Annotated in this window: 8 protein-coding genes and 1 other annotated feature; all 8 genes read left to right on the top strand. The window is 45.0% G+C overall.

Going from position 1 to position 3,845, the window contains the following annotated elements:
- A partial coding sequence (locus QZ105_RS10180) for a hypothetical protein (RefSeq protein ID WP_293729810.1) occupies positions 1-101 on the top strand: 101 nt, incomplete at its 5' end.
- Positions 102-298: 197 nt separating this feature from the next.
- Positions 299-448: a 50S ribosomal protein L33 gene (rpmG, locus tag QZ105_RS10175; RefSeq protein WP_009145199.1), complete on the top strand. Its 150-nt coding sequence runs from the start codon at positions 299-301 to the stop codon at positions 446-448.
- A 43-nt stretch (positions 449-491) separates the two neighbouring features.
- The gene (secE, locus tag QZ105_RS10170; protein WP_293729808.1) at positions 492-710 is read left to right on the top strand and encodes a preprotein translocase subunit SecE; all 219 of its coding nucleotides are present in this window, start codon (positions 492-494) and stop codon (positions 708-710) included.
- A 53-nt stretch (positions 711-763) separates the two neighbouring features.
- On the top strand, positions 764-1,309 hold the full coding sequence (gene nusG, locus QZ105_RS10165; protein ID WP_293729809.1) for a transcription termination/antitermination protein NusG: 546 nt from the start codon (positions 764-766) through the stop codon (positions 1,307-1,309).
- 18 nt (positions 1,310-1,327) lie between these two features.
- Entirely contained in the window at positions 1,328-1,753 is a 426-nt protein-coding gene (rplK, locus tag QZ105_RS10160) for a 50S ribosomal protein L11 (protein WP_293729807.1), read from the top strand.
- A gap of 58 nt (positions 1,754-1,811) precedes the next feature.
- Positions 1,812-2,513, top strand: a complete 702-nt coding sequence (gene rplA, locus QZ105_RS10155; protein WP_366936047.1) for a 50S ribosomal protein L1 — start codon at positions 1,812-1,814, stop codon at positions 2,511-2,513.
- A gap of 24 nt (positions 2,514-2,537) precedes the next feature.
- Positions 2,538-2,673, top strand: a sequence feature (ribosomal protein L10 leader region).
- Between the two features lie 29 nt (positions 2,674-2,702).
- Positions 2,703-3,230, top strand: a complete 528-nt coding sequence (rplJ, locus tag QZ105_RS10150) for a 50S ribosomal protein L10 (RefSeq protein WP_293729805.1) — start codon at positions 2,703-2,705, stop codon at positions 3,228-3,230.
- A 68-nt stretch (positions 3,231-3,298) separates the two neighbouring features.
- Complete coding sequence (gene rplL, locus QZ105_RS10145) at positions 3,299-3,670, top strand: 50S ribosomal protein L7/L12 (protein WP_293729804.1); 372 nt, start codon at positions 3,299-3,301, stop codon at positions 3,668-3,670.
- Positions 3,671-3,845: the final 175 nt, after the last annotated feature.

Raw genomic sequence — 3,845 nt, 5'->3', positions numbered from 1 at the left:
TGATCACCCCGATCGCAATTGAAAAAGGTCTGCGTTTCGCTATTCGTGAAGGCGGTCGTACCGTTGGCGCCGGCGTTGTTTCCGAAGTAGAAGAAGTATAATTTACAGACTGTACAGGACCGGTCGGTTAAGGCCGGTCTTGTCTGTTTACAGCAGGCTTTGCCGCTGTTTTGCTAGGCATAAAAAAATTCACAGTCTGTGAAGGATTATAGTTGACATAAAGTGTTAACTGTGGTACTCTATATTAGCGACAATTTGTGATTGGTTTTATTTTATGACGTAAGCGAGGTGTAACTAAATGCGTAACCTGATTACTTTGGCTTGCACTGAATGCAAACAAAGAAATTACCAAACCAACAAAAACAAAAAGAACGATCCTGATCGTATCGAGCTGAATAAATACTGCAAGTTCTGCAAAAAGCACACTCTGCACAAAGAAACCAAATAATTTTTTTGTGTTAATTGGGTAGTAATAGCAAGGATGTGACGAGATGGCCGTTCCGGAAACTACGGGCTCTGAGGAAAAAGGTTTCAGCATTGCCAGCTTTCTCAGAGAAACTAAAGTAGAATTAAAAAAGGTAACCTGGCCTACCAAGCAAGAGCTTATTGCTAACACCATTGTGGTTATGATTGCAGTTTGTTTGTGCGCAGCGCTGATCTGGATAATCGATACCTGTTTCAGCGTGTTGTTCAGAATGATTCTGCAATAAGGCGATAGGACTTAAGTAAGGAGGGTAGGGGAAGCGTTGCTTTCCGCTTGTTGATGGAAGAAGAAAAGCAAGAAAGACATTGGTATGTAATTCATACCTATTCTGGATATGAGAATAAAGTACGCACTAACCTGGAACGTAAGGTTCAATCCTTGGGCATGGAAAATGAAATTTTCAATGTTATTATTCCCATGGAAAAAGAGGTTGAGCTTAGTAAGGACGGTAAAAAGAAGCTGGTCGAGCGTAAGGTTTTCCCCGGCTATGTGCTGGTGGAAATGATTGTTAACGACCGCAGCTGGTATGCCGTTCGCAATACTCCGGGTGTAACAGGCTTTGTCGGATCCGGAACAAAGCCGATTCCTCTGACTGACTCTGAAGTGCAGCAGATTATGCGCGCTATGGGTGTAGAAGAAGAGCGGCCTCATATTGATTTTCAGTTGCAACAGCTGGTACGTCTCAAAACAGGTCCCTTTGTTGATCAGGTGGGAAGAATTTCCGATATTAACGAGGAACGCGGTAAGCTGAAGGTTCTCGTTGATATGTTTGGACGCGAAACTCCTGTTGAAATTGATTTTACACAAGTAGAAGAAGCTGAATAAGTAAGGAGGTGTAATTAAATGCCGAAGAAAGTCGTTAAAATGGTAAAATTACAGGTACCGGCTGCAAAAGCAACCCCGGCTCCTCCTGTAGGTCCTGCACTTGGCCAGGCTGGTGTTAACATCATGGCCTTCGTTAAGGAATTTAACGCACGTACTGAAAAACAAGCTGGCCTCATCATTCCTGTTGAGATCACTGTTTTCGAGGATCGTTCCTTTACTTTCGTAACCAAAACCCCTCCGGCTGCAGTTCTGCTGAAAAAGGCTGCTGGTCTGGAAAAGGCTTCTGGTGAACCTAACAAAAAGAAAGTTGCTAAGCTGGGTCGCGATAAGGTTCGCGAAATCGCAGAAAGCAAAATGGCTGACCTCAATGCTGCAAGCGTAGAAGCTGCTATGAGAATGGTAGAAGGCACTGCACGCAGCATGGGTATCGTAATCGAAGACTGATTTTAAGCAGTTTTCTTAATTGGTGGGAGGCACAAGCCGTTCGTACCACATAGGAGGAATTTTAACAATGGGTAAAAAGTATGCTGACGCTTTGAAATTAATCGAAGCTGACAAATTCTACTCTCCGAAAGAAGCAGTAGAGCTGGTTAAGAAAACCGCTACCACTAAATTCGACAGCACCGTTGAAGTTGCTTTCCGTCTGGGCGTTAACCCTAAATACCCTGATCAGCAAGTTCGCGGCGCATTGGTTCTGCCTAATGGCACCGGTAAATCCAAAACTGTTTTGGTTTTTGCTAAGGGCCCCAAGATTGCTGAGGCAGAAGCTGCAGGCGCTGACTTTGTCGGCGGCGAAGAATTCGTTGATAAAATTAAACAAGGCTGGATGGACTTTGACGTCTGCATCGCAACCCCCGATATGATGGGCCTGGTTGGCCGCCTTGGTAAAATCCTTGGCCCTCGCGGTTTAATGCCTAACCCGAAGGTTGGTACCGTTACCATGGACGTAACCCGTGCCGTCAAGGAATCTAAAGCTGGTAAAATTGAGTATCGTACCGATAAAGCCGGCAACGTACAAGCTCCTATCGGTAAAGCTTCCTTTACTGAAGAGCAATTACTGCAAAACTACATCGCTTTGGCTGACACTCTGGTTAAGGTTAAACCTTCCGGCGCTAAAGGCCAATACATTAAGTCTGTTACCATGTCCACCACCATGGGCCCTGGCATCAAATTAGATGTTTTGAAGGCTAACAGCGACAAATAATTGTAGTTTTACCACATTTTACTAAATCAGAAGATAATCGGGCCATAGACAGCAGGTGCCTAACCGCGTAAGTTTTTATTACGCCTGCCGAGGCTGGAGCGTGAAGATATATAGACCTTCCGACCTCCGGCTGCGGCCGAGAGGTCTTTTTGATTTAATAAAAACATCAAAAGAAGGAGGTGCAATCCAATGGCAGTTATTAGACCTGAAAAAGTTGCTAAAGTTGCTGAACTCAAAGAGTTGCTGACCAACTCCAAATGCGCAGTTTTAGTAGACTTCTGTGGTTTGACTGTTGCTCAGGATACCGCTCTGCGCCGCAAAATGCGTGAGGCTGGCGTTCACTACAATGTAGTAAAGAACACTCTGCTGCGTATTGCTGCACAAGAAGCTGGCATTGAGGGCCTGGAGCCCGCTCTGGAGAAAAACACCGCTATCGCTGTTTCTCCGGAAGATCCTGTTGCAGTTGCAAAAATCGTTTGCGATTTCGCAAAAGAAAACAAAGAACTGAAAGTTAAGGTTGGCGTTCTTGATGGCAAAGTTATCAGCGCTGACGAAATTAAGGCTTTGGCTTCTCTGCCGCCGAAAGAAGTTCTTATCGCCAAGATGCTGGGCAGCATGAACGCTCCTATCACTGGCTTTGTCAACGTACTGCAAGGTACTATCCGCAATGTCGTATATGCGCTGGACGCTGTACGCAAACAAAAAGAGTCCGCTTAATTCGTGGCGGCGCGCTGCTTAGAGCAGCTTAAAAATAAAAAATTACTTAATTACTGGAGGTAACTATAATGAATAAAGATCAAATCATCGAAGCTATTGAATCCATGACCGTATTGGAACTGTCCGAACTGGTTAAAGCTCTGGAAGAAAAATTTGGCGTATCCGCTGCTGCTCCTGTTGCTGTAGCTGCTGCTCCTGTAGCTGCTGCTGGCGAAGCTGCTGCTGAAAAGACTGAATTCGACGTAATTCTGGCTTCCGCTGGTTCTTCTAAGATCCAAGTTATCAAAGCTGTTCGCGAAGCTACCGGCCTGGGCCTGAAAGAAGCTAAAGAGCTGGTTGATGGCGCTCCGAAAGCTGTTAAAGAAAAAGTATCCAAAGCTGACGCTGACGCTCTGAAAGAGAAACTGGAAGCTGCTGGCGCTACCGTAGAAGTTAAATAATTGCGTTGCTGGGATACCAGCACTACATATTGTTTAAAGTCTTCTGTTTATAACCTCTATGCACAATATCTAGTGCATAGAGGTTTTTGCTTACACCAGTGAGATTAATTTGAGATTATGGGGTCTTTGCCAAAAGCTGTGGTCGGCGCTCTAACGTTTGTGTGGTGGGCGCTTT

This window comes from uncultured Phascolarctobacterium sp., assembly GCF_905212365.1.
Taxonomy (GTDB): domain Bacteria; phylum Bacillota; class Negativicutes; order Acidaminococcales; family Acidaminococcaceae; genus Phascolarctobacterium_A.
This window is presented reverse-complemented; position numbering and strand designations above follow the sequence as displayed.

What these genes read in the sequence shown, in the direction of transcription:
- rplL (WP_293729804.1), top strand. Translation starts at nt 3,299, where the DNA reads ATGAATAAAGATCAAATCATCGAAGCTATTGAATCCATGACCGTATTG.
- rplJ (WP_293729805.1), top strand. Translation starts at nt 2,703, where the DNA reads ATGGCAGTTATTAGACCTGAAAAAGTTGCTAAAGTTGCTGAACTCAAA.
- rpmG (WP_009145199.1), top strand. Translation starts at nt 299, where the DNA reads ATGCGTAACCTGATTACTTTGGCTTGCACTGAATGCAAACAAAGAAAT.
- secE (WP_293729808.1), top strand. Translation starts at nt 492, where the DNA reads ATGGCCGTTCCGGAAACTACGGGCTCTGAGGAAAAAGGTTTCAGCATT.
- nusG (WP_293729809.1), top strand. Translation starts at nt 764, where the DNA reads ATGGAAGAAGAAAAGCAAGAAAGACATTGGTATGTAATTCATACCTAT.
- rplK (WP_293729807.1), top strand. Translation starts at nt 1,328, where the DNA reads ATGCCGAAGAAAGTCGTTAAAATGGTAAAATTACAGGTACCGGCTGCA.